Here is a 23,289-nt window from a genome sequence, read left to right on the forward strand (position 1 = left end):
CACTACCCTGCCCGCTATGAACCGGATGCTCGCCACGGCGGTGGTGTTCAGCTCCTCCGCGGCCGTGCTGGTCCTGGAAGTCGCGGTCACCCGCCTGGTGGCGCCCTACTCCGGCGACACCCTGGAGACCTACACCGCGGCGATCGGGGTCGCCCTCGCCGCGATCGCGCTGGGCGCGCGCACCGGCGGCCACGCCGCGGACCGCCGGCCGCCCGAGCCGCTGCTGGCGGTGCTGCTCGTCCTCGGCGGCGGCACCACCCTGCTGGCCCGGCCCGTCGTGCTGCTGCTCGGCCCGCAGTTGGCCGGGGCCGGACCGGTCACCGCGCTGCTGCTGGTCGCCTCCGGCATCGCCCTGCCGGTGGCGCTGCTGTCCGCGGTCCCCCCGGTGGTGGTCAAGACGCAGCTGGCGGACCTGGACCGCGGCGGCAGCGTGGTCGGCCGCTTCAGCGCGTGGGGCACCGTCGGCGCGCTCGCGGGCACCGTCCTGACCGGCTACGTACTCGTCGCCCTGCTCCCGGTCTCCACGGTGCTGCTGGTCTGCGGCGGCGCAACAGCGCTGCTGGGGCTGCCCTTCGCGGTGCGCGGCGCGTTCCTGCGCGGCGCGCGCGGCATGCGCGACGGGCTCGTGCTGCTGGGCGTCTGCCTGGCCGGTGCCACCCTGCTGGTGCGCGTGGACTCCCCCTGCGACGCCGAGACCGCCTACTACTGCGCCCGGGTGGAGGAGGACCCGCACCGGCCCCGGGGCCGCCTGCTCTACCTCGACGACCTGCGGCACGGCTACGTGGACCTGGCCGACCCGACCCACCTGGAGTTCGGCTACACGCAGTGGTTCGGCGCCGCCGTGGACACCCAGCTGCCGCCCGGACCGGTGGAGAGCCTGCACGTGGGCGGCGGCGCCTACACCATGCCGCGCTGGCTGGCGGCGGTCCGGCCCGGCTCGACCAGCCTGGTCCTGGAGGTCGACCCGGCCGTCACCGAACTGGCCCGCACCGAACTGGGGCTGCGCACCGGACCGGACCTCACTGTGGCGGCGGGCGACGCCCGCACCACGATCGTCGAGGTCCCCTCCGACAGCCGCGACCTGGTGCTGGGGGACGCGTTCGGCGGCCTGAGCGTCCCCTGGCACCTGACCACCCGGGAGTTCGCCGCCCAGGTGCACCGGGTGCTGCGCCCGGACGGGCTGTACGCCGTCAACGTCATCGACCGCGGCGAACGGGCGTTCCTCGCCGCCCAGGCCGCCACCCTCGGCGAGGTCTTCACCCACGTCGCGGTGGCCGCGGACCGCACCGGCCTGGACTCTCCCGCCGGCGGCAACCACGTCGTCCTCGCCTCCGACGCGCCCCTGGACACCGGCGCCCTGGCGGCGGCCCTGGCCCGCACCCCCGTCCCGGGCGGCCTCGCCGACGAAGAGCGGCTCGCCCGCTGGCGCTCCACGGGCCTGGTCCTCACCGACGACCACGCCCCGGTGGACCAGCTGCTCACGCCCTACCTGTGAGGGCGGGACCGGGGACACCGGGACGACCCGCGGATTTTGGCCAGGATTTCCCCTCCGGATTCCCAGCCCTTCTTCTCCCGCCACCCTCCTGCGGATATCTGTGTGCGTAGGGGGGCACGTCCACCGCCGCGGGGTAGAGCTGCCACTACCCGGAATGGGGTGCTCTCCTCATCGCCCGGGCAGGGGATCCGTTTGTAACGTCGTGGTCACGAGACCCCGCCACCACAGGACTCCGGGAGGGCCACCGTGAACAGCACCGCCGGCGTACCCCGCCGCGACCGGAAGGCCGCCTGTTGACCTGGGCCGTGGCCGTCGCGCTGGCGGGGGCGTTCTGCCTGGCGCTGGGATCGGCCCTGCAGGAGCGCGACGCGATCCGTGCGCCGGGCGGCAGCGTGGCCCGGCTCGGCTTCCTGTGGCACCTGGTGCGCCGTCCCCGGTGGCTGTTCGGGTCCCTGGCCGCGGCGGCGGGGGTGGGCCTGCACCTGGTGGCCCTGAGCGCGGCTCCGCTGACCATCATCCAGCCCCTGGGTGTCACCGGGCTGCTGTTCGCGATCGTGCTGTCGGCGCTGTTCAGCCGGCGGCGGGTGCGCGCCGGCCAGCTGCTGGCCGGCGCGGCCGTCATGGGCGGGCTGATCGGCCTGCTCACCCTGTTTCCGCACAGCGCGGACTCCCCGGTCCTGCCGCTGTCGGCCGCCCTGGCGCTGACCGGCGGGATCGCCGTCGCGGGGACGGCGGGCTACCTGGTGGCCCACTGGGTTCCCGCGGGGCCCCGCGCCGTGCTGCTGGCCGTCCTCGGCGGGGCCGCCCTGGGCACCACCTCGGCGCTGGCCCGTGTCGTGGCCGTACGCGCGGCCACCGACCTGACCGCGGTGTTCGGCTGGCTCACCCTGCTGGCCGTGGCCGTCGCGGTCTTCGGCGGCCTGCTCCAGCAGAACGCCTACCGGACCGGGCACTTCGCCGCGGCCTACGCCACGCTCCTGGTCGTCGACCCCGCCGTGGGGGCGGGCATCGGCGTGCTGGTGCTCGGCGAGAGGGTGCCCGCGACCCCGTTCGACCAGGTCCTCGCCGCTGGCGCGGCGCTGCTGGCGATCGCCGGGACCGCTGTGCTGGCCCGGGCCGAGAACCGCAACCCGGAGGCGCTCCGCCGGTCCTCCTCCACTGACCTCGTCCACACCACGCCGGGAGATTCGAGATGACTTCCATCGAGCAGCGCACCCGCCGCACCGCAGGCGGCGCCGCGGAGCGGCAGCGCGTCCTCATCGCCACCGACACCTACCCGCCGGACGTCAACGGGGCCGCGTACTTCACCTACCGGCTGGCCACCGGACTGGCCGAACGCGGCCACGACGTGCACGTGGTGTGCGCCTCGGCGGACGGGCCGCCCCGCGTGGAGGTCCGCGACGGCGTGATGCTGCACCGGCTGCGCTCGGTGCCGGTGCTGGTCCACCCCACGATGCGCACCGCGCTGCCGCTCGGGGTCACCGGCCACGTCGCCCGGCTCGTCGACCGGCTCGCCCCGCACGTGGTGCACTCCCAGAGCCACTTCACCATCAGCCGCGCGGCCATCCGGTGCGGCCGCCTGTCCGGCGTCCCGGTGGTGATGACCAACCACTTCATGCCGGACAACCTGTTCGCGCACGCCCACGTCCCGGAGCGGCTGCACGGCACGGTGGGCTCCCTGGCCTGGCAGGACATGATCAGGGTGGCGCGGACCGCCGACTACGTCACCACCCCCACCCAGCGGGCCGCCGAACTGCTGGCGAGCAAGGGGTTCACCCGTCCGGTCGAGGCGGTGTCCTGCGGCATCGACCTGGGGCGGTTCCGGCCGCGTCCGCACGAGCGCGCCGCGGCGCGCGCCCGCCTCGCCCTGCCCGACCGCGAGACGATCGTCTTCGTCGGCCGCCTGGACGCGGAGAAGCGGATCGACGAACTGATCCGGGCCCTGCCGGAACTGCTGCGCCACCGCGACCTCCAGCTGGCGCTGGCCGGGACCGGACAGCGCCGGGCGGAACTGGAGCGGCTGGCCGCCTCCCTGGGGGTGGCCGACCGGGTCCACTTCCTCGGATTCGTGCCCGACGAGGACCTGCCGCTGGTCTACGTCGCCGCGGACCTGTTCGCGATCGGCAGTGTGGCCGAGCTGCAGAGCATCGCCACGCTGGAGGCCATGTCCACCGGGCTTCCCGTGGTGGCGGCCGACGCGCTGGCCCTGCCCCACCTGGTGCGCCCGGGCCGCAACGGCTACCTGTACCGGCCCGGGGACGTGGCGGAGCTGACCCGGCACCTGCTGACGGTCCTGGAGTCGCCCGAGCACCGCGCCGCCCTGGGCGCCGCCAGCCGGGAGATCGCGCAGACCCACGACCACCGCCGCTCCCTGGACCGGTTCGAGCAGATCTACGCCGAGGTCCGTCCCCGCTCCCGGCCGCTGTCGCCGCGCGGCGTGCCCACCTCCCCGTGGCGGGACACCACCGTGGCGGCGTGAACCCCGCGGCGGGCGGGACGTCCCGTCGGGCCTTTCCGCACTCTTTGCCGCACTGTCCGTTCCATGCACAGTGGTGTGGTTAGCCACTGAGACGTGTGGTTCGTCAGAAAAGGTCGAATTCGAGGAGCCGGCGCGGTGGACGCGCTGCTCGCCGAGATCAACCACGCCGAACTCCAGGTCGAGACGTGCAACCGCGTGCTGGAGGAGCGCTGGCGCGAACACGCCGACCTGGAGTCCCGGTTGCAGCGGATGGAGGCCGAACTCGCCGAACTGCGCCAGGCCCGCATCGAGGCGTACTCCCGGTGGTGGGAGACGCGGGAGTCCCGTGACCGCGCCCTGCACGTGGCGCGCCGACTCCGCCGGCGTCTCGACCGGATGCGCGGTCGGCTGCCCGGCCGCCCCTCTCCCACCGGTCTGCCGGACCTGCCGTCGGGCCCGGTGGCCCTCGGGCGGGAGCAGGGTCAGGAGGCCTGAAGCGGCTCGTCCAGCGGCGGCAGCGGGCTGGCCACGGCGGAAGCCGGGAATCCCCGGTCCCGCCAGGCGATGACGTGGTGCGCCAGCGCGCGGAGCCGGTCGCCGGCCCGCTCGGCCCGCTCGGGGGAGAACACCACCGCGGGGTGGTTGCGCAGCGCGCAGCTCTCGTGCAGGTGGCCGGTGCCGGCCAGGGAGTAGCCCGCGGAGTAGCCCGCGAGCATCCCGGTATCCAGCGCCGTGAGCAGCGCTCCCCGGTCCACCAGGTCGGGGCTGGACGGGTTGATCAGCACCGCTCCCGGACGCATCCGGGCCAGGGTGCGCGCCCCGATGAGCCCCCGGGTCCCGGGCGTCACCGGCACGTGCAGCGAGACCACGTCGGCCGTGGCGATCAGGTCGAAGAAGTCCGTCCGGGCGACGCCGCACGGCCAGCTCCGCAGCCGTGACCCGGTGCCGACGACCCGTTTGAACAGGGGAAGGGCGAGGTCGGCGAATCTCGCGGCCACCGGGCCCATGCCGACCAGGCCGAGGGTGAGGTCGTGGGCCCGGGGCGCGGAGCGAAACCAGGCGAGGCGTTCGGCGGCGATGCGGCGCAGCTGCGCCAGCGTCATGGTGAGGACGCGGGCGGCCGCCTGGTCGACGTCCTCGCGGCGCGGCGGCGGGCAGACCCACAGTCCGCGGCGTTCGGCCTCGGCGACGTCGACCCCCAGGCAGTGCTGGTCGGTGGTCATGACCAGGCGCAGGGTCGGCAGCGCGTCCAGCAGCGCGGCGTCCACGCGGGTGTCGTGGACGATGAGCGCGACCGCCCCGGCGGCTTCGACGGCGACGCGCTCGGGGTCGCGGGTCCCCAGGACGCGGGTCCGGAAACCGGCCTCGGTGAGCAGGCGCACCGCGGGCTCCGGATCATGGACGCCGGTATCCGTGATGACCACGTACGGAGCGGTCACGGCCACCTCCAACGGACAGCACGGTCAAACAACGGTCAACAGCCCAAAAAGTACCTTTTGCCACTCGGCGGCACCAGTGCACCCCCGTGCCTCCGGTACCCCCTGCGCACCCGGACCACGCCCCCACACGGACATCCGGCACCCAAACCACGGAATTCGAGACATGGATCACATGTCCTTCCGTTCCCGCCGCCCCGCCCGAGGAGACCGACAGTCCCGTTCCGTCCCCTCGGACCCGATGCCGGAAAACGCCCCCGACCCCCGGAAACGCCCGACTCCGCGAAAGACCGGGTTGCTTTTCGACGCCCCGCGCCGACCGGACTCCGCCCAACCACCGCGGAGGCGGCGGACCCGGCGACGGATCGGAGCGCACCGTCGCCGCCCTCCCCTCGAATCGGCGATCCGCCCGCGACGACGCGGGGACTCTCCGCGAGAATCCCGTCACCCACTGTGAGATTTTTGGGCTCGGCGGCGTCCCTGTTCAGCGCAGACGCCACCCACCGCTTTCGCTACAGCCGATGAGAGGTTCACGATGCGCAAACCCCACAATCGGTGGACCGTGCTGGCGGGCGCGGCCGCCGTCTCCCTGGCGGCGTTCGGGTTTCCCGCTCTGGCCGCGGCCACCGAGGACGTCCCCCCGCCGGCCCACACCGTCCACCACAACCAGAAGTCGACGTACCTGGTCGACGGGTACCGGGTGAGCTACCTGCCGCCCGGGCTGGACCGCTACGCCTCCGCCTCCACGACCTCCGGCGGCAGCGGGAGCGACCACGTCTCCCAGCTGGCCTGGGTCTCCGACGACACGGTCCACGGCAGCGTGGAGGTGCGCCGCCACCCCGAGGGCTTCACCCTGTCCGAACTCCGCGACAACCACCACGACCACCTGGAGGCGCCGCGCCGGACCACGGTCAACGGCTTCCCCGCCTACCTCTCCGCCGCCGACGGCGAGGTGTTCTGGGTGGACGGCCACGACACGGCCCTGTCCGTCTTCCTCGACCCCGACCGCTGGTCCTCCGACGAACTGATGGAGATGGCCGAGGGGATCGTCCCGCACGAGGAGACGGACTCCACCGTCTCCGTCACTCGGCGCTCCGCGGAGTCGCCCCTCCCCGGCACGGACGCCGAGCGCTTCTGGCTCGCCGCCCCGTCCGCCGGCCCCGAGGGCGGCTCCGCGCAGACCTCCGAGGAGGAGCAGCCCCGACTGCTGCCCGCCCCCGCGGACGCCCCGCTCCACCCCTACGCCGACATCACCGCCGAGGAGCAGGAGGTCGTGGCCTGCCTCGGCGAGGAGACCGGCGAGGAGATCCCCACCGAGGGCGGCGTGGCCACCCCGTGGGGCAGCGCGACCTGGAACTCCGGCCTGTGGGCCCTGGTGCCCATGCCCACCCGTGAGGCCGCCGCCGAGTGCGCCGAGCGGACCGGGCTGGACCAGTCCCGGGCCCAGGAGATGGCCGCCCGCCCCGGTTCCGCGGACTCCTCCGGCAGCGCCCCCTCCGACGAGGGCGTCGACCGCTCCTCCGCGGACTCCGGGAAGTCCGCCGAGCGGAACGAGGACAGCGAGCAGCGGAGCCTGTGGGACCTGCTGCCCCGGGCGTGAGGACCGCGCTTCGCACACCGCGGGCGGACCGGACGGTCCGCCCGCGGTCGTGTCCGCACCCGCCTCTCACCCGTCCCGCCGCACCGCCTCCCCGGCCGGCCACACCGCCACGGGGTCCAGCAGGCCGAGCCGCTCCGCGTCGACCACCGGATCCCGCGTGCTGCGGGAGCCGTAGCCGACGAACAGCTCCCGGATCCGGACCGCCGTCGCCTCGTCCAGCCCGCCGATCCGGCCGAGGAGACGCTCCGGGTCCGTGGCGAGCAGCTCCTTGCGCGCCTTGTTGGGGCCGCCGCCCCGGGCCGCCACCGCGGCGGCGGCGAGCAGGTTGAGGTAGCCGAGGTGGACGAACCCGCTCAGCGGGTCGGTGTGCCGGACCGCGTGGTGGGGACCGGAGCCGATCCGGAACGGGACGCCGTGGTCGAAGCAGGCGACGATGAACGCCGCCACTTCGTCGGGGCTGGGAAAGTCCGCCTCCTCGACGCCGCCGCAGCTCAGGCGGGCCCCCAGACCGGGCACCCCGGCGATGGCGGCGATGTTCCCGAGCCCCCTGCGGCCGCGGTCGAACTCGACGTAGATCGGCGGCGGGAGCGCTGCGGCGCTCTCCGGCAGACGGCCGAACAGCCGCCTGCCACGCGCGGCGTGGGCCGCCGCCGCACGCAGGTAGCGGGCGGCCTTGCCGATGTCGGAGCCGGAGGCCCGGATCTCGTAGTGGGAGACGCGCACCCTCGGATCCGCCGCCCCGCCGCCGACCGCCTCCCATTCGTCCGCCACGACCAGACCGACCTCGACCCGCTCGTCGGCGCCGAGGTGGGCGCCCAGGTCCCCCAGGACCCCCACCGGACACAGCAGGCGACCGGTGTGCATGGGGTGCCCCACGATCCGGTCGGCCCGGTGGCGCGCCAGGGCCTGCCGCATCGGCAGCGCGGCGGGCGGGAACAGCCCGGCGTCGTCGACCAGGCCGCGCAGCAGGATCGCGACGGCCCCGCGCACGGCGCCCGCGGTGCCCCCTTCCTCCGGAGGGCGGCCGCCGTGCGGCCCGGCTCCCGGCGCCGGCGGAACGCTCCCCGTCGCCGGGAGCCGGTCGTTCTTTCCGTTCCCCATCAGAGCCCCCGCAGCAAAAACAGACACCTTTCTATAAAACTCACAATAGGGATTCCCTGCTCATCATCCTCCCCCCCACCCCGGACACCGTACCCCGCCCGAAAATCCCCTTCCCACCAGCGGAAACCGGGCACCAGAACGCCAAGGTCAGAAAATCACGGGTAACCGCCGTGCGCTTCCACGATTTCCGCTATTTTGGGATTGGCAGCCGCGTTCCGGACGCTCTCGCCAAAAGGTCAACAGCACCTTGTGTGCGCCTGGCATGCGCGTCGCCCCGTGTCGGCACGCCGGGGCACCAGCACCCAACCGAATACCTCGCGCAGGGACGGCCTCATCGGACCCCCCTCCCCCGATAGGAGTTCCTGCCTTCCCCCTCCTGCCGAGCCAGCCCTCCCCTCCCGGTTGGTCTCAACTCCAGGAGGCGAAGGGGACCACGCCGGCGCGGCGTGGTCCCCTTTCCGTTCGTGACCCTCCGCGGGCCTCACCGGTCGGCCACGTGGACCCGCACCACCCCGGCCATCTTGTCGGTGCGCACGTCGGTGACCTTCACCACGTCACCGGTGCGCGGCGCCTCCAGCATCTTCCCGTCGCCCAGGTAGATGGCCACGTGGGAGATGTAGTCGGGGGCCGTCGGGTCGCTGCGCCAGAAGATCAGGTCGCCACGGCGGGCCTCGGCGTAGTCGACGTGCTCCCCGGCCCACCACTGGTCGTGGGTGACCCGGGGGATCTCCACCCCCGCCTGCCGGAAGGCCCACTGCACCAGACCGGAGCAGTCGAACCCCCGTCCCGGGGTGGTGCCGCCCCACACGTAGGGCACGCCCAACTGGCTCTCGGCCGCGGCGATCATCCGTTCGACGACCGCCTCGCTGACCGGCACTCCGTCGGCGTCGTAGGGGCGCGGCCCCGAGGTCTCCTCGGCCAGCACCTGCAGGCTGATGTCGGGACCGAGCGCCTTCTTCAGGTCCTCCCGAAGCTGCCACAGGTCCGCGCCGGGAGCCGAGACGATCAATCCGTTGCCCCGGGGAAAGCCCAACTCCGCGGCGGAGGCCCGGGAGATCAGCGCGTCGATCCCGGCCACCCCCGAGGTGGCGTGCGTCCACACCTCCTTGTCGACCGTTCCCCGCGCCCCGGCCATCGCCACGGTGCTGCCCAGGTCCAGGTCCCGCTGCTTGCCCGCGTCGTTGGAGAGCGCGATCCGCCCCTCGGCGATCCCCTGCCAGATCTCGTCGGACTCGGCGGAGGGGGCGGGGGCGTAGTTGCGGAAGGTGGAGGGGGTGACCCCCAGAACGGACATGGCCACACCGTCGACCTGGATCCGGGCCGCGTCCACCACCTCGACCGACCGCACGCCGTCGATGGCGCGGACCTTCTCCACGAGCCCGGGGGCCAGCGGCTCCGCCGACACTGCGAAGTACTCCCGGGAACGCGGCTCGTCGAACGGGGCGACCCGGACGTCGCGGTCGAGCCGCTCCCGGTCGGCGACCGGAGGCGAGGGGTACGTACCGGAACCGGAGGGGGTGGCGGCTCCCGACGGGAGGGAGGAGGAGGTGACGGAAGGCCGGTCCGCCACATCCGGTCGGGGCTCAGCCCAGGCTGGAGAGCCGAAAGCGCCGAAGGCCGCGACGAGCACCACGGTGGTGCCCGTACCGGCCGTCAGCCGTCGCCGTACCGACACACTCGTGCCTTTCGGGTATTCGGGTTGTGACTGTCATCTCGTACCAGGATGGTGGCAGACGGAAATCGTTTCAAGTCACCACAACAAACAGAACGTAAACGACACATCGCTCCCCGAACACGCCGAGGCGCCGGCGCGGCGGTCCCGCCGGTCGGACGACGCCTACCCCGCGTCCAGGCTGACCCGGTTGACCAGCGGCTCTCCCGCCGCCCAACGCCGCAGCTGCTCGTCCACGAACCGCCTGGCCCGGGGGTAGAACGCGGCGGAGCCCCCCGCCACGTGCGGGGTGACGAAGACCCCCGGGGCGTCCCACAGCGGATGGTCCGCGGGCAGCGGCTCGGGGTCGGTGACGTCCAGCGCGGCCCGGATCCGTCCCCGCTCGGCCAGCAGCGCCGCGGTGTCGACCACCGGGCCGCGCCCCACGTTCACCACGAGAGCGCCGTCCGGCAGCGCCGCCAGCTCGGCCGCGCCGATGAGCCCCTCCGTCTCGGGGGTGTGCGGGGTGACGACCACGACGACGTCGGCGTCGGGCAGCAGACGGTGCAGGTCCTCGACGCCGTACACCCCCGAGGCCGGGCGGGCGCGGCGGGCCAGCCGCACCACGGTGGCCTCGAAGGGCAGCAGGCGCGCCTCGACCGCCGCGCCGATGCTGCCGTAGCCGACGATGAGCACCCGGCAGTCCGCCAGGGAACGGGTGTAGTGCGGATCCCACACGTGCGCCCGCTGGTCCGCGGCCCACCGGGGAAGCTCCCGCTGCGCCGCGAGGATCAGCGCGACCACGTGCTCCGCGGTGCTCGCGTCGTGCAGCCCGCGCCCGTTGTACAGCCGCACGCCCTCCGGCAGGTCCGCCAGGGCGTGCTCGTAGCCGGCGGTGAGCAGCTGGACCGCGCGCAGCCGGGGCATCCGCCGCATCAACTCCACCCGCTGGACTCGGCCGTAGGGGACGACGTAGAAGACGACGTCGTCGAGCACCCCGGCCGGGGGCTCGCCTCGACCGTCGTAGACCTCCACGGTCAGCTGTTCCGGGGCGTTGTCCCGGTTCTGCTCCCAGGGCACCAGGATCCGCCCGTCCACCCCGACTCCTCCGCTCCGCGGTGTTCCTCGCTCACGTGCGTCCACGGTTCCCCGACGCTATCAGGGGCCCCGCCCCCTCCCCATCCGGTCCGCGCGTAACCGCGTCGTCCCCGGGAACGAGGAGGGGGCGCCACCCGGTCCGCGGCCGGCGCCCCTCTCTCCTCCGGAGGTCCCCTCATGCTGGTCATCAACAACTCCCGCGCCGGAAGCAACGAGGACCGGCAGTTGCGCGCCGCGGTGGGCGAACTGACGGTCGCGGGTGCTGCGGCGGTGGAGGTCGTCTCCTGCGGCGACTCCGCGGAACTGGACGCGGCCCTGGACCGCGGCCACGACACGCTGGTCGTGGCCGGCGGGGACGGCTCCCTGCACGCGGTGGCCAACGCGCTGCACCGCCGCGGCGAACTCGGCGGCCGTGTGGTCGGCCTGCTGCCGCTGGGCACCGGCAACGACTTCGCCCGCTCCCTCGGCCTCCCCCTGGACCCCGAGGCGGCCGCCCGCGCGTTCCTGTCCGGCACGGCCCGGCCGCTGGACCTGCTCGTGGACGACACCGGCGAGGTGACCGTCAACGCCGTGCACCTGGGCATCGGCGCCGACTCCACCCGCGAGGCCGCCCGGTGGAAGAAGACGCTCGGCCCGGCGAGTTTCCCGGTCGGCGGACTGATCGCGGGCTGGGCCGCCCAGGGGTACCGCATGCTGGTGGAGGCCGACGGCGAGAAGGTGATCACGCCCCGGCACAAGACGCTCATGGCCGGTCTGGCCAACGGCCGCTTCATCGGCGGCGGCGCGGGCACCCTCGACCCCGGCGCACGGCCCGACAGCGGTGTGATCGGGCTGGTCGTCTCCCGCTCACGCGGTTTCTGGCGGCGTGCCGCACACGCGGTACGCCTGCACCGGGGCACCCACCCGATGGAACTGGACGTCCACCACCGCCCGGCGCACACCGTCACGGTGGTCGGCGAACCGGTGACGATGAGCAGCGACGGCGAGATCACCGAGGGGGTCACCAGGCGCACCTGGCGGGTACTGCCCGGCGCGTGGCGTTTCGTGGTGCCCCGGGAAGGCCCCCTGGCGTGACCGTTCCGGTCAGCGGGTCAGCTCGTAGCAGGCGATGGCCGCCGCGGCGGTGACGTTGAGGGAGTCCACGTCGCGCGCGGCCATCGGGATGCGCGCCCGGACGTCGGCCTGGTCGATCCACCGGGTGGACAGCCCGTCCCCCTCCGCCCCCAGCAGCAGCGCGTACCTGCCGTCGCCGTCCCCCACCGCCTCGGCCAGCGGCACCGCGTCCGGCGCGGGGGTGAGCGCCACCAGGGTGAAGCCGCGCCGCCGCAGCTCCTCCAACCCGCCGTACCAGTCGTCGAGCCGGGCGTAGGGGAGGGTGAAGACCGCCCCCATGGACACCTTGACGGCGCGCCGGTACAGCGGGTCGGCGCAGCGGGGGGCCAGCACGGCCGCGTCGACGCCCAGCCCGGCGGCGCTGCGGAAGATCGCCCCCACGTTGGTGTGGTCGACGACGTCCTCCAGGACCACGACGCGGCGCGCGGCCGCGACCACCTCGGCGACCCCGGGCAGCGGCTTGCGGTGGAAGGAGGCGAGGACCCCGCGGTGCAGGTGGAAGCCGACCAGCCGCTCGGCGACTGCGTCGTCGACCACGTACACCGGGGCGTCGAAGGCGTCGGCCACGTCGTCGAGCACCGTGCGGCGGCGCCGGGTGAGCAGCAGCGAACGGGGGCGGTATCCGGCGCGCAGCGCACGGCGCACCACCTTCTCCCCCTCGGCCAGGAACAGCCCGTGCTCGGCCTCCAGGCTGCGGCGGAGGCTGCTGTCCCGCAGCCGCACGTAGTCGGCCAGCCGCTCGTCGGCGGGATCGGCCACCTCGATGACGTTCACGGCCCCATTGTCGTCGACCCGGCACACCGGCCCGCCGGGACGGCGGCGTGCCCTCGCCGGAGGCTGCGGCCGCGCCCTAGTCGAGCGACTCGACCAGCGGCTTGAGGCGCTGCCAGCGGGCCTCCTCGCAGGAGCCGACGCGGGTGACCTCGGTGTCGATGGCCACCCCGTTCCAGGTTCCGCTGACCACCGCCGTCTCGGGGCCGTAGACGTCGTCGGTGCAGATGGCGCCCGGGTCGACCTCCTGGAAGGGGCCGGCCTCGTCCTCCTCCTCGCCGTTGGCGGCGAGCTGGGCGCAGACCGCCGGGTCGGCGAGGGGGTCGCCGGCGCAGTCGAGGCGCTGCTCGTGGAACTCCTCGCCGTCGTCCACCCGGACCTCCAGGCTCGCCACGGGCGAGTCGGGCAGATCGGAGAGCCCGCTCATGGTCTGGGCGGCCGCCTCGGTCCGGACCCCGGCCTCGGCCACGAAGGACGCCCCCACCACGGCGGTGTAGACGACCGCTCCGCCCAGGCAGAGCGAACCGAGCACGACACTGCCGACCGTACCGAGGGAATTCCAACGAGCGCCCAGCTTGGACATGGCCATCCTCTAAGAAGTCGAGCGATTCCGAATGACCGCGGCGAACTCCCCGCCACGGTCGCTTCATCCCGCGACCCCCATCGCAGCCGGACCGGTCGGGTGTGCCACAACGCCCCCCGGCACAAACGCCACAACCGTGCGCATCCAGCACGCGAACCCCAGAAATCGACTGGCGCGAGCGGTTCGCCATCCTAGCCCCCGTTGCCCGCGGCGGCATCCCCGCTCCGCTCCGGCGGGGGGCCGCGGGCGGCGGGCAGCGGCGGTTCCGGTTCCGGGCACCACTGCCGGTCCGTCCCTGACACGGGGGCGGGATTCCCCATCCTGACCGGGAGGGACGGCACGCACCGCCGCTTCGCCCCCAAGGAGACCAAGGTCACATCAGACGGCCGAGCGGAGTCGCGGCCCCCACCGGCCGCGTGGGGAGTGCGGGCCCTCCGCCCCCTCCCCGACGTCGGGGGACCGGCCGGGACCGCCCCCGACTCCGACTCCGTTGATCACACTTCGACAACGGTACGGAGACTCCGTCGCATACTTCCTCCGAGAGCCGAATGCACCGCCCCCCCCCACAAAACAGGTGCAAACAACGTGAAAATTCACGTTCGCCCCCACCTCCCGGCACCACACCCCCCAAGACTCCCTTTTGTCCTGATCGTTGCCTTGAGTACCGTTCCTCCTTAAACCCGTTGGTAACAACCCCCGTGAGGTCACCTTGGGACGCCATCGCGGAAGCAACGCAGCCGACAACGCCCCCGACACCCGCCGCCGCGCGAACCGGCGACGGCGCCGCCGCGGCACCGGGCGTGCCCTCGCCGCGTTCGCCGCCGCACTCGCCATCCTCATCGGCCTCGGGGTCACCGGCTACTTCGTGCTGGGCGGCCGCCTCGGCTGCGCCAGCTCCTCCCTCCCCCTCCAGGTCGCGGCGGCCCCGGAGATCGCCCCCGTGCTCACCCGACTGGCCGACGACTTCAACTCCACCGACGCGGCGAAGAACCGGTGCGTGACCGTGGAGGTGCGCGGCGCCGACTCCGCCGACGTCGCCTACAGCATCACCGGAGCCGGGCCGACCATGGGCGGCACCGAATCACAGGTGTGGATCCCCGACTCCACCCTGTGGGTCAAGACCGTCCAGCGCGACGCCGCCGACGACGTCGTCGTCAGCACCGGCACCTCCGTGGCCCGCTCCCCGCTGGTCCTGGTGACGACCGAGACCGTCGCAGCCGAAGCCGACGCCTCCGACACCCCGCTGTCCTGGGACAACCTGGTGCCGACCCAGGCACTGCCGGACCAGGACGCACCCCCCTACCAGGTGCACGTGATCGACCCGGTCAACAGCTCCTCCGGGCTCGCCACGCTCGCGCTCGTCAGCAACTCCGTCGGCACCGAGGAAGGCTCCCAGACCCGGTTCATCGCCGCCCTGCAGAACCTGCAGAAGTCGATCGCCCCCGACGAGGAGGCCGCCTTCACCCTGATCAGCGAGGCCGCCGACGACGAGCAGGCCCCGCTGCTGGTCCTCAGCGAACAGGCCGCCTGGCGACACAGCACCCGGTCCGGCTCCACCGTGCACGTCATCTATCCCGACAACGGCACCTACACCCTGGACTACCCCTACGTGCTGCGCTCCGACGCCCCCGAGGTGCAGCTCGCCGCCGAGGACTTCCGCGCCTTCCTCACCAGCCAGGAGGCGCAGCGGGCCATCCGCGCCGACGGGTTCCGCTCCGCCGACGACTCCACCGACCCCGAGGTGCTCACCGAGAAGCACGGCTTCCGCCCCGAGCACCCGGGGGAACTGCCCACCCCCGGCGAACAGGCGGCCAAGTCGCTGCTCCAGGCGTGGAACCAGCTCAAGCTCGGCACCCGCCTGCTCACCGTGGTCGACATCTCCGGCTCCATGGCCGAACCCGTGCCCGGCACCGGACTCACCCGGATGCAGGTCACCAGCATGGCCGCCACCCAGGGCCTCACCCTGTTCCCCTCCAACGCCGAGATGGGCCTGTGGGAGTTCTCCGTCGCCCTCGAAGGCGACCAGGACTACCGGGAGACCGTCCCCATCCGCCCGCTGGACGCCGAGGTCGACGGCGCCACCCAGCACGAGGTGCTGACCGCGGCGCTGACCGGCCTGACGCCCAAACCGGACGGGGACACCGGCCTGTACGACACGATCCTGGCCGCCTACCAGGAGCTGACCGAGGGCTACGCGGCCGACCGGGTCAACACCCTGCTGGTGCTCACCGACGGCAACAACGACGACCACGACAGCATCTCGCTGAACGAGCTGCTGGACCAGCTGGAGGAGCTGTACCAGCCCGACCGCCCGGTCAGCATCATCGCCATCTCCTTCGGCCCCGACGTGGACCCCGAACCCCTGGAGCAGATCGCCGAGACCACCCGGGGCGCCGCCTACACCACGGAGGACCCCACCGAGATCGGGGAGATCTTCCTCAGCGCCTTCGCCCTGCGCATCTCCGGCGGAGGGGGAGAGGAGGAGTAGCGCCGGGGGCGGCGGGGCGGGCACGCCCCGCCGCCCCTCCCGCCCGGCCCGGCCGCGCTCCCGAAGTGGGTGTCCAGACGGATAGACCCTGCTTTCCGGGGGATACCGTCTATGGACTTGTCGCACGTATTCGCATACGCAGTGATGTGCGGAATACGTGGACTCACTGAGAGGCGGCCGCCATGGCCAACGCTTGGATGCCCGCAGCCGGAAGAGTGACCAGCAGTTTTCTCGGAGGACGTCCCCGGGGCGGCGCACCGCGCGCCGTCTGGAGCGTGAGCGAATGCGACCCGAACCGGTGGTCCGCACACTCGGTCGCGCACCGCCTGGCCGACACGGGCCGCGCCGTCCACCTGGTGTGGAATCCGGTGACCGGCGACGTCGCCCAACTCCTGCCCGCCACCGTGGCCGCCACGGGCCAGCTCACCCCGGACAGCCGGGTCGACCGTGCCGGAGAGGGCCGCGTCTGCATCCTCGTCCAGGTCGTCGGCCACTCCCTGAAGCCGTTCACCGACGGCCCGCTCCACGGCCTGGACCCCGTCCTCGCCTGGCTGGACTCCTGGGGCATCCCCCGGACCTGGCCCGCCGGCCCTCCGGGGTCCCCGTCCCCCCACAGCGACGCCGACCGGGAGCACCGGTGGGCGCGGGGAGGACACTTCGGCCACTCCCAGGTCCCCGGTTCCGTGGCCGACGGCCCCGGAGCCGTCGACGTGGTACGGCTGCGCGGCGACCTGCTGCCCCCTCCCCGTCAGGAGCGGCCCGGTCCGCTCCCGGCACGGCTGCGGCACGTGCGCGGCGGGAACTGACCGCAGCCTCCCCTCCCGGGCGCTCCGCCCGTCCCACGGCCGCGGGCAGCGGGTCCCTCGTGGTCCGGTCGAGTCCCGGAAGCCCTTAGTCTGTCGCTCATGGGTGGATCGATCGAGCCAGGCTGGTACGCGGACCCCGAAGGAACTCCGGGCCAGCTCCGTTGGTGGAACGGCAACGAGTGGACGCAGCACGTCCGCCCGCTGTCCGAGTTCACCTCAGACCAGAACACCGCCGACGCCTCGGCGGCTTCCCAGCACACGACCGACTCGGGCAGCGGGACCTCGCCCGACGAGGCGACCGTCAACCTCGGCAGCGGCCCCTCACCCACCGACGCCACCATGCGCATCGACCCCCCGGCCGCTCCCGCCTCCCACGACGACGACCCCACCGCCGACCTCACCCCCGCCCCCGACGAGGCGACCGTCAACCTCGGCAGCGGCCCCTCACCCACCGACGCCACCATGCGCGTCAACCCCCCGGCCGCTCCCGCCTCCCACGACGACGACCCCACCGCCGACCTCACCCCCGCCCCCGACGAGGCGACCGTCAACCTCGGCAGCGGCCCCTCACCCACCGACGCCACCATGCGCGTCAACCCCCCGGCCGCTCCCGCCTCCCACGACGACGACCCCACCGCCGACCTCACCCCCGCCCCCGACGAGGCGACCGTCAACCTCGGCAGCGGCCCCTCACCCACCGACGCCACCATGCGCGTCAACCCCCCGGCCGCTCCCGCCTCCCACGACGACGACCCCACCGCCGACCTCACCCCCCAGACCCGTTTCCTCGGCGACGCGGAGGCGGACGAGGCGCCGAAGACCGCGGTGTTCGACTCCGGCGACGCCCCCCGGACCGCGGTGCTCGGCTCCGGCGACGCCCCCCGGACCGCGGTGTTCAACCCCGGCGATCCGGTGTTCACCCAGGCGGCCTCGGGTGAGGGCACCGAGGAGGAGGAGGACGGGGGACGCAAGTTCAACAAGTTCCTCGGCAGCCTCAAGGAAGGCATCCAGGACTACCGCGCCGAACTGGCCGAGGAGCGCAAGAAGCGCCAGGAGGAGCAGCGCCGCAAGGCCGAGGAGGAGGCCAAGCGGCGTGCCGAGCGGGAGGCCAGGGAGGCGGAGGAGCGCAAGAAGCGCGAGGAGGAGGAGCGCAGGCGGCTCGCGGAGCAGGCCAAGGCGGCTCCGCCGGGGTCGGCCCCCCACACGCCGGGAGCCGCTCCCCACCCCTCCGCCGAGTCCGGCGGCACCCCCGGCCGCACCCCGTCGGGAGCGAACCCGAGCCACGCCCCCTCCGGGGCGAACCCGAGTCACGCCCCCTCCGGCCCGCACCGGGGCTACTCCCCCTCCGGCCCGAACGCCGGATACCCGCCGGCGCCCCCGGTCCGACCGACCCCGCACCCCGCCGGCCCCCAGCCGTACCCGTATCCGCCGCAGACCGGCGCGCAGCGCGGCGCGGCCGCCTACCCGCCGCCCTCCCGTCCGGCCCCGTCGCCCGGACACGGCGCCGCTCCTGCTCCGGCGCGCAACCGCCCGGCGGCTCCGCCCGGGCACCCGCCGCGGGCACCGCAGGCTCCCGCGCCCTACAACCGGGGCGGCCACCCCGCCCCGGGGACGCCCGGACAGCCCCCGCTCCCGGGGCGGCCCCCGTGGGGCCCCGGCCAGGGCGGCCCGTACCCGGCGCAGCCCCCGGCTCCCCAGAAGAAGAAGGGCGGCTGCTGCGGCTGCGGCTGCGTCTCCACGCTGCTCATCCTGCTGGTCGTCCTGGCGGCCATCGGGATCTGCGGCTACCTGTGGCTGGACGGGAACGAGCTGATGGTCGCGATCTTCGGCCACCCGAGCCTGGTGGGCCTGTGACCCCCGCCCGCCCGCGTTCCCGCCCCTTGCGGCCCGGGCGGGAACGCGGGCGGGGACGATCGCGCACCGGCCGGGCCCCGGGGGAAAAGTTCTAAGCTATCCCTTATGAACGACAGCCTGGTGTGGATCGACTGTGAGATGACAGGACTCGATCTGAAGAAGGACGCGCTGATCGAAGTGGCCTGTCTCATCACGGACGGCGAACTCAACCAGCTCGACGAAGGCATCGACGTGGTCATCAAACCGCCGCAGGCGGCGCTGGACCAGATGGGCGAGTTCGTCACCCAGATGCACACCACGTCCGGGCTGCTGGCCGAACTCGACAGCGGGGTGACCCTCGCCGAAGCCGAACAGCTCGTCCTCGACCACATCCGGCGCTACGTCCCGGAGCCGAAGAAGGTCCCGCTGTGCGGCAACTCCATCGCCACCGACCGGGCCTTCCTCGCGCGGGACATGCCGCGCATCGACGAGCACCTGCACTACCGCATGGTGGACGTGTCCAGCGTCAAGGAACTGCTGCGCCGCTGGTACCCCCGGGTGTACTTCGCCAGCCCCGAGAAGCACGGCGGCCACCGCGCGCTGGCCGACATCACCGAGAGCATCCGGGAGCTGCGCTACTTCCGCGCGGCCGCCTTCGTCCCCCCGCCGGGCCCCGACAGCGCCACGGCCAAGGCCATCGCCGCCGACATCGTCGCGGGAGGCACCGGCCTCGGTGTGGGAACCCCCACCGAGAAAGGGTGAGCGAAGCACTCCCAGAACCCGGTAGTATTCTGCTGAACGCGGGGGCCGACCACGGTCCGGCTCCGCGCTCGTGGTGGGTGTAGCTCAGCTGGCAGAGCACCTGGTTGTGGTCCAGGTTGTCGCGGGTTCAAATCCCGTCACTCACCCCAAGGGCCCCGGTCTTCGGACCGGGGCCTCCGCTTTTCCCGGGGGCTTCCCGCAGCCGCCTCCGCCCGCCGCTGCCGCTCCCCGTCCGGCTCCGTCCCCGGCCTCTTCCGGCCCCGCACGCCGACACGGCCGGAAGAGGCCGGTTGTCCCCAGCGCCGTTCCCGGGTCTTGCTTTTTCCCGGCCGAATAACGCACGGTAGAGCATGGTGTGAACAACGGTCATTTCACCGAATGGACCCCCGGGGGGTTGTCTCCCCTTCGTTACGATGATCCCCGCGGGTCACTTCGAGGGCACCCCCGTCCCGACCGGCACCCGTCCCACGCGCCTCACCCCTGGGAGCCTGTACCTTGTCCAGCGGCCGTTCGAGGTCCACGAGCGTCGTGGCCCTGCTCGCAGACATACCGAGCACGGGCCATCTCGGCGACGCCCAGGCACGGCGTTTCCCCCTGGACGGCGACGACCTCGCCGCCCAGTCCGGGGAGTTCATCGACTTCGCCGCCCACCACATCGCCCAGGGCAGGAAGGTCGTCGCGCTCTACCCCCACTGGCGCGGCGGCCGCGCCGAACGCGCGATCCAGTTCGCCCGGGGCGCGCTGCGGACCGACCACGTCGCCGCCGTCCCCGTGGACGTGTCGCCGCTGGCCCTGTCGCTGCTGGCCGACCAGCTGGCCTACCTCGCACCGTACCTGCCCGCCGGCCTGATCGCCGAACTCGGCGACGAACTCGCCGCCCACATCCTGGCCGGCGGCTGGCTGCGCAGCGTGGCCAACCTCTCCACCATTCCCATCACGGTCAAACAGCACATGGGCTCCTTCGCCCCGGGAGTGGTCTTCCTGGCCTTCTGCGCGCCCGCCAAACGGGTGGGCCGGGTCCGCAAGGCCGACCCCGCGGCGAACATCCCGTTCCGCCCGATGAACCCGACCCAGGTCCTGGTCTCCGCCGGCGGGGACGCCGACCGTGCCGCGTTCGACCGGCAGTTCCTCCCCGCGGTCGGCGCCACGGCCGTGCGTGAACTCCCGGAGCAGCCGCTCGGCGCCGTCTACTGGGGCACCGCCAAGTACGTGGAGTTCGTGGTCCTCAGCGCGCACCAGGACGCACTGACCACCCCGGTCCGCGCCCTGCGCTCGACCGCCTGCGCGTGGTGCCGCGAACGGGTCGTCGGTCCGCACTGCCGGTTCTGCGGAGCCGCCAACCAGCATCCGGTGCGGCGGCCGCCCCGCCCCGCCCCGCCCACGGCCCATCCCGGGACACGTCCGCAAGGGCTGCCTCCCCCCGCCGGTCCACGCCTGCCCGGACCACCGCCCCCGACCGGTCCACGCCTGCCCGGACCGCCACCCGCCCAGGCTCCCCCCGCCCCTCCGGGAGCGAACGGCCGCCACCGCCCCGCCCCGCCGCCTCCCCCGTCCCCCGGCCCACGCACCGACACCGGCCCCCTGCCGGAGTACCGTCCGGCGCGATGAGGCGTCCGGCGACCGCCGTCCCGTCCCCCGTCCCAGCACCGTCTGGCCAGAACTAGAAACGGAGCGTCATGAACCCCCGTCAACGACGCGGCGTTCTGCTCATGATCGTCGCCGCACTCGGCGCGGTCGTCGTGTTCTTCACGATCGTCTCCTACGTCAACACGCTCAACAGCGAACTGGGCACCTACCGGACGGTTCTGCGGCTCACCCAGGACGTCGACCCCTACCAGCCGATCACCGAGGACATGGTCGAACCCTACGAGGTGCCGGCCAAGTTCTTCGACGAGGAGACCTTCCTGGCCGACCTGACCGACGCCGACCAGGCGCTGTCGCAGCCGGGCAGCGAGGCCGTCTCCGCCACCTTCCTGCAGGCGGGCACTCTGCTGCAGAAGAGCATGGTGATCCCCGCGCCCGCACTGGAGAACGGCGAACGCGAGATCGCGATCATGATCAACGCCGAGACCGGCGTGGCCGGCAAGGTGTCCCGCCAGTCCCGCGTGGACGTCTACGCCTCCTTCCAGCCCAACGAGCAGTCCCCCGCCTGCGCGATCCGCGTGCTGACCAACGTGGAGGTCCTGGACGTGGGGGACATCGGCTCGCAGATCGACTCGCAGACCGGCGGCACCAACACCGTCGTCCCCGTCACCTTCCGGCTCACCCCCCAGCAGGCGCTGCAGCTCACCTACGCCGAGTCCTTCGCCTCCAAGGTCCGCCTGGCCCTGGTCAGCGCACGCGGGGCGGGCACCCCCGGGGAGATGGAGTTCTGCTCCGACGACCAACTGGAGGCGCTCGGGGAGCAGCGGAACGACGAGCAGGACAACAGCGGCCCGGGCGGCTTCTGATGGCACGCGCCGCCCGCCCCCGGAGGTGAGAACGGATGAACGCCTACCAGGTCATGATCGGTGTCCCCACCGACGAACTGGAGAACGCCCTCGTCGCCCGGTTCGCGGAGATCGCCGAAACCGAGGTCGTGAGCGTGCACCGCTCCTCGCACGAGATCACCGACGCGCTGCCCCGGCTGCCCGGCCTCGACGTGGTGCTGATCCACGAGGACCTCGGCCCCCTCCCGGTGCTCGACCTCATCCGCGACATCTCCCGCAACCGCCCCCAGCTCGCCGTCATCCTCATCTCCGACGAGACGTCCCCCGACGTCTTCACCAACGCGGTGGAGGCGGGCGCACGCGGCCTGCTGCAGAGCGACGCCACGATCGAGGAACTCGGCGCGCGCGTCTCCAGCGCGGCCGAATGGTCCCGGACCCTGCGCCGCCACCTGGAAGCCGCGTCCCTGGACCTGCCCATGACGGGACGCCGCGGCCGGATCATCACCCTGACCGGCGCCAAGGGCGGGGTGGGCACCACCACCACGGCGATCCACCTGGCCCGGATAGCGGCCCGGAGCGGCCAGGTGGTCTGCCTCGTCGACCTCGACCTGCAGTCCGGCGACATCCCGGGCTACTGCGACCTCAAACACCGCCGCAGCATCGTCGACCTGGTCGAGGCCGCCGACGACATCAGCGCCGCGATGCTCGCCGACACCCTCTACGTGCACCCCGACGGCCCCCACATCCTGCTGGCCCCCGTGCACGGCGAGAACGGCGAGGACGTCACCGCGCGCGCGGCCCGGCAGATCCTGGGAGCGCTGCGGTCACGCTACGACGCGGTGATCGTGGACTGCGGCTCCTCCGTCGACGACGCGACCGCCGTGGCCGTGGAACTGTCCGACACCGCCCTGGTCCTCGTCACCCCCGACCTCCCGGCGCTGCGCGCCGCCCAGCGGCTCATGGCGATGTGGGAGCGCCTCCAGATCCGCGAGGCCAAGAACGTCACGTCGCTGCTGGTCCGGCACAGCCGCAGGAACGAGATCCAACCCGAGTTCGCCCGCAAACTGCTGGGCGCCCAGATGCTGCGCACCGTCGTCCCCGCCGCCTACCGGGCCCTGGAGGAGGCGTCCAACACCGGCAACCCCTCCAGGCTCACCGACGAGAACCTGCTCAAGGCGTTCGGGAGGATCTCCGGCGAGCTGGGCCTGCTCGACTCCGCCGCGGATCCCGACCCGCCGCCACCCGCCTCCCCCACCGGCACCGAGGCCGAGACGGTCCTCGCCCGCAGCCGCCGACCGCGGGGCCGCGACGACACGGGCGCCTCGGTCGTGGAGTTCGCCGCGCTCGTGCCGCTCCTCGGCCTGGCGCTCCTGCTCACCTGGCAGGTCGTGCTCGTCGGACTGACCGGGATGTACGCCTCGCACGCCGCCAACGAAGGCGCCCGGCAGGCGGCCCTCACCCCCGACGACCCCGACCTGATCCTGGAGGAGGCCGCCCGGCGGGTGCGCTCCCCCTGGGACGAGGAGGGAACCTTCCACCTGGAGCGGATCACGGTGGACGGCCGGGAGTACGTCGAGGTCACCATCGCGATGCCGATGGTCCTGCCCGGCCTGGACAGTCCCTGGGGCATCAGCAGCCGCTCCATGATCCTGCCCGAGAGGTGAC

19 protein-coding genes and 1 tRNA gene are annotated in these 23,289 nt (G+C 73.4%); 14 read left to right on the forward strand and 6 right to left on the reverse strand.

Translation table 11 applies throughout. The features are described from left to right. Positions 1–16: 16 nt before the first annotated feature. The 4 genes from FOF52_RS11430 to FOF52_RS11445 all read left to right on the forward strand — a co-directional run bounded on the left by FOF52_RS11430 (position 17) and on the right by FOF52_RS11445 (position 4,448). Positions 17–1,495, forward strand: coding sequence for a fused MFS/spermidine synthase (locus FOF52_RS11430; RefSeq protein WP_248589949.1), 1,479 nt, complete (start codon positions 17–19; stop codon positions 1,493–1,495). A gap of 290 nt (positions 1,496–1,785) precedes the next feature. Beyond that, the gene (locus tag FOF52_RS11435; RefSeq protein ID WP_425265549.1) at positions 1,786–2,691 is read left to right on the forward strand and encodes a DMT family transporter; all 906 of its coding nucleotides are present in this window, start codon (positions 1,786–1,788) and stop codon (positions 2,689–2,691) included. Beyond that, positions 2,688–3,974, forward strand: coding sequence for a glycosyltransferase (locus FOF52_RS11440; protein WP_248589951.1), 1,287 nt, complete (start codon positions 2,688–2,690; stop codon positions 3,972–3,974). Before FOF52_RS11435 ends, FOF52_RS11440 begins: the two co-directional genes overlap by 4 nt. A gap of 135 nt (positions 3,975–4,109) precedes the next feature. Then, positions 4,110–4,448 carry a hypothetical protein gene (locus FOF52_RS11445; RefSeq protein ID WP_425265484.1) on the forward strand — a complete coding sequence of 113 codons (339 nt, stop codon included), beginning with the start codon at positions 4,110–4,112 and terminating at the stop codon, positions 4,446–4,448. Here the strand turns inward: FOF52_RS11445 and FOF52_RS11450 are convergent. Continuing rightward, complete coding sequence (locus FOF52_RS11450) at positions 4,436–5,392, reverse strand: NAD(P)-dependent oxidoreductase (protein WP_248589953.1); 957 nt, start codon at positions 5,390–5,392, stop codon at positions 4,436–4,438. The two genes, FOF52_RS11445 and FOF52_RS11450, sit on opposite strands and share 13 nt — an antisense overlap. Before the next feature lie 532 nt (positions 5,393–5,924). On the opposite strand from FOF52_RS11450, the gene FOF52_RS11455 reads away from it, so the two are divergent. Further along, a complete protein-coding gene (locus FOF52_RS11455) occupies positions 5,925–6,989 on the forward strand; it encodes a hypothetical protein (RefSeq protein WP_248589954.1) in 1,065 nt (354 codons plus the stop codon). Between the two features lie 66 nt (positions 6,990–7,055). Here FOF52_RS11455 and FOF52_RS11460 read toward each other — a convergent pair whose 3' ends face one another. From FOF52_RS11460 to FOF52_RS11470, 3 genes are all read right to left on the reverse strand, one after another. Then, a complete protein-coding gene (locus FOF52_RS11460) occupies positions 7,056–7,979 on the reverse strand; it encodes a hypothetical protein (protein ID WP_248589955.1) in 924 nt (307 codons plus the stop codon). 592 nt (positions 7,980–8,571) lie between these two features. Beyond that, the gene (locus tag FOF52_RS11465) at positions 8,572–9,765 is read right to left on the reverse strand and encodes a C40 family peptidase (RefSeq protein WP_248589956.1); all 1,194 of its coding nucleotides are present in this window, start codon (positions 9,763–9,765) and stop codon (positions 8,572–8,574) included. Positions 9,766–9,927: 162 nt separating this feature from the next. After that, a complete protein-coding gene (locus tag FOF52_RS11470; protein WP_248589957.1) occupies positions 9,928–10,839 on the reverse strand; it encodes a 2-hydroxyacid dehydrogenase in 912 nt (303 codons plus the stop codon). 177 nt (positions 10,840–11,016) lie between these two features. Here FOF52_RS11470 and FOF52_RS11475 point away from each other — a divergent pair, with 177 nt between their 5' ends. Next, entirely contained in the window at positions 11,017–11,913 is an 897-nt protein-coding gene (locus FOF52_RS11475; RefSeq protein ID WP_248589958.1) for a diacylglycerol/lipid kinase family protein, read from the forward strand. Positions 11,914–11,922: 9 nt separating this feature from the next. Here FOF52_RS11475 and FOF52_RS11480 read toward each other — a convergent pair whose 3' ends face one another. After that, complete coding sequence (locus FOF52_RS11480; RefSeq protein ID WP_248589959.1) at positions 11,923–12,726, reverse strand: TrmH family RNA methyltransferase; 804 nt, start codon at positions 12,724–12,726, stop codon at positions 11,923–11,925. Between the two features lie 76 nt (positions 12,727–12,802). Continuing rightward, a complete protein-coding gene (locus FOF52_RS11485; protein WP_248589960.1) occupies positions 12,803–13,306 on the reverse strand; it encodes a hypothetical protein in 504 nt (167 codons plus the stop codon). A 709-nt stretch (positions 13,307–14,015) separates the two neighbouring features. On the opposite strand from FOF52_RS11485, the gene FOF52_RS11490 reads away from it, so the two are divergent. From FOF52_RS11490 to FOF52_RS11525, 8 genes are all read left to right on the forward strand, one after another. Further along, complete coding sequence (locus tag FOF52_RS11490; RefSeq protein ID WP_248589961.1) at positions 14,016–15,794, forward strand: VWA domain-containing protein; 1,779 nt, start codon at positions 14,016–14,018, stop codon at positions 15,792–15,794. A 275-nt stretch (positions 15,795–16,069) separates the two neighbouring features. Then, positions 16,070–16,600 (forward strand): hypothetical protein, encoded by a 531-nt coding sequence (locus FOF52_RS11495; protein ID WP_248589962.1) that lies wholly within the window; start codon positions 16,070–16,072, stop codon positions 16,598–16,600. Positions 16,601–16,699: 99 nt separating this feature from the next. Continuing rightward, positions 16,700–18,454: a DUF2510 domain-containing protein gene (locus FOF52_RS11500; protein ID WP_248589963.1), complete on the forward strand. Its 1,755-nt coding sequence runs from the start codon at positions 16,700–16,702 to the stop codon at positions 18,452–18,454. Between the two features lie 105 nt (positions 18,455–18,559). Further along, positions 18,560–19,195, forward strand: coding sequence for an oligoribonuclease (orn, locus tag FOF52_RS11505; protein WP_248589964.1), 636 nt, complete (start codon positions 18,560–18,562; stop codon positions 19,193–19,195). Positions 19,196–19,268: 73 nt separating this feature from the next. Next, positions 19,269–19,344: transfer RNA gene (locus FOF52_RS11510), tRNA-His, on the forward strand. Positions 19,345–19,723: 379 nt separating this feature from the next. Continuing rightward, entirely contained in the window at positions 19,724–20,803 is a 1,080-nt protein-coding gene (locus FOF52_RS11515; protein ID WP_248589965.1) for a hypothetical protein, read from the forward strand. 68 nt (positions 20,804–20,871) lie between these two features. Beyond that, positions 20,872–21,645 (forward strand): Flp pilus assembly protein CpaB, encoded by a 774-nt coding sequence (gene cpaB / locus FOF52_RS11520; RefSeq protein WP_248589966.1) that lies wholly within the window; start codon positions 20,872–20,874, stop codon positions 21,643–21,645. A 35-nt stretch (positions 21,646–21,680) separates the two neighbouring features. Beyond that, the gene (locus FOF52_RS11525) at positions 21,681–23,288 is read left to right on the forward strand and encodes a CpaE/TadZ family protein (protein ID WP_248589967.1); all 1,608 of its coding nucleotides are present in this window, start codon (positions 21,681–21,683) and stop codon (positions 23,286–23,288) included. Position 23,289 lies beyond the last annotated feature (1 nt).

This window comes from Thermobifida alba (assembly GCF_023208015.1).
Taxonomy (GTDB): domain Bacteria; phylum Actinomycetota; class Actinomycetes; order Streptosporangiales; family Streptosporangiaceae; genus Thermobifida; species Thermobifida alba.

What these genes read in the sequence shown, in the direction of transcription:
- FOF52_RS11485 (WP_248589960.1), bottom strand. Translation starts at nt 13,306, where the DNA reads ATGTCCAAGCTGGGCGCTCGTTGGAATTCCCTCGGTACGGTCGGCAGT.
- FOF52_RS11430 (WP_248589949.1), top strand. Translation starts at nt 17, where the DNA reads ATGAACCGGATGCTCGCCACGGCGGTGGTGTTCAGCTCCTCCGCGGCC.
- orn (WP_248589964.1), top strand. Translation starts at nt 18,560, where the DNA reads ATGAACGACAGCCTGGTGTGGATCGACTGTGAGATGACAGGACTCGAT.
- FOF52_RS11475 (WP_248589958.1), top strand. Translation starts at nt 11,017, where the DNA reads ATGCTGGTCATCAACAACTCCCGCGCCGGAAGCAACGAGGACCGGCAG.
- cpaB (WP_248589966.1), top strand. Translation starts at nt 20,872, where the DNA reads ATGAACCCCCGTCAACGACGCGGCGTTCTGCTCATGATCGTCGCCGCA.
- FOF52_RS11500 (WP_248589963.1), top strand. Translation starts at nt 16,700, where the DNA reads ATGGGTGGATCGATCGAGCCAGGCTGGTACGCGGACCCCGAAGGAACT.
- FOF52_RS11440 (WP_248589951.1), top strand. Translation starts at nt 2,688, where the DNA reads ATGACTTCCATCGAGCAGCGCACCCGCCGCACCGCAGGCGGCGCCGCG.
- FOF52_RS11525 (WP_248589967.1), top strand. Translation starts at nt 21,681, where the DNA reads ATGAACGCCTACCAGGTCATGATCGGTGTCCCCACCGACGAACTGGAG.
- FOF52_RS11455 (WP_248589954.1), top strand. Translation starts at nt 5,925, where the DNA reads ATGCGCAAACCCCACAATCGGTGGACCGTGCTGGCGGGCGCGGCCGCC.